The organism is Vibrio sp. 1288 (assembly GCF_033344475.1).
In genome coordinates this window covers 1-1,227 of sequence record NZ_JAWPOX010000108.1, presented here as the reverse complement: position 1 = coordinate 1,227, position 1,227 = coordinate 1, and the positions used below count along the sequence as shown (strand labels likewise).

1 protein-coding gene is annotated in these 1,227 nt (G+C 43.3%); it reads right to left on the bottom strand.

What is annotated here, in order from left to right; translation table 11 throughout:
* Window positions 1–33: 33 nt before the first annotated feature.
* A protein-coding gene (locus tag R8O11_RS24935; protein ID WP_250154599.1) for an IS3 family transposase occupies window positions 34–1,227 on the bottom strand; the annotation gives its coding sequence in 2 pieces (ribosomal slippage) (window positions 34–872 and window positions 872–1,227; 1,195 coding nt annotated over the 2 pieces). This gene is flagged as partial in the annotation.

Here is a 1,227-nt window from a genome sequence, read left to right as displayed (position 1 = left end):
TGACCCGTCCTGATATGGGTTGACACTTTTTAACTAAAACGCTCGATGTACTTCATCGGGCGTTTTGTATTTTAAAGCCGTATGAGGCCTCATTTGATTATAGATATCTACGGACTCTGCTACCATCGTCCTTGCTTCTTTCAGATCTTTCGGTTTCTTCAGCAAGAGCTCCATTTTGAGTATCCCATTTACACGCTCAGCTAAAGCATTCTGATAACAGTCATACCCGTCTGTCATTGAGCAAGTCACTCTATGTTTCTTATGGATATCTTGATATTCCTTCGAACAGTATTGTGAGCCTCTATCTGAGTGGTGTATTAGCTTTTCTTCACTCTGCCGTTGCCTGAGAGCTGAGATAAATGCCCGCTTAACTGATTGAGTTTTCATGTTGTCATCCACATAAAAACCAACAATCTTCCTTGAATAAGCGTCTGTAACCAAGCTGAGATAACTCTCTCCATTTTGAGTTGGCAAGTAAGTAATATCAGCAACCCACAGTTGTTCTGGCTTCGTTGGTGTCAGCCCATCTTTCACTTTGTTTGGGTGACAGAAAAATCGATGACGGCTGTCAGTCGTTCGGTGATAGGCTCGTCTTGCTCTCACTAACAGCCGATGCTTTCTGAGAAGTTCAAAGAGCTTATCGCGACCTATTTGAATGCCCTTTGTTGCTGCTAAGAACTTCAGTTTACGCGTGCCAATGCGTGGCTGCTTCAGCCTGACTTCACGGACAAAGCCAATGACAGCATGCTCATGATGTTCACAACGAGATTGAGTTTGGCATTGCTTATAATAAGCTTGGCGAGAGATTTGTACTAACTGACAAAACTTCGTAACGCTCAAACCTACTATGGTTTTCTCTTGGACAACGCTTCTTTGTGCTTTTTTGTCACTCTAACACCATAGTCACGTTCCATAACGTTCACGACAGCTTCAAAGAAGTCGGCTTTGAGTTGAGCATCTTCGAGCTGCTTCTCAAGCTCTTTAATACGTTGCTCTGGTGTAGGAGGTAAATTGAACTCGGCCATAGAGTCTCCTTTGGACATAAAGTTAGGTGTCCCTTTAGACCAATCTAGTCGACCATGCTTACGAAGCCAAACCAAAACCGTAGAGCAACCTTGGATGCCATACTTCTCTTGGGCTTGTTTGTAAGTGAGGCTTCCTTTTTCAACCTCATCAACTACAGTGAGTTTAAAAGCGAGGGAGTAATCGCGCTGAGTTCTTTTAGTT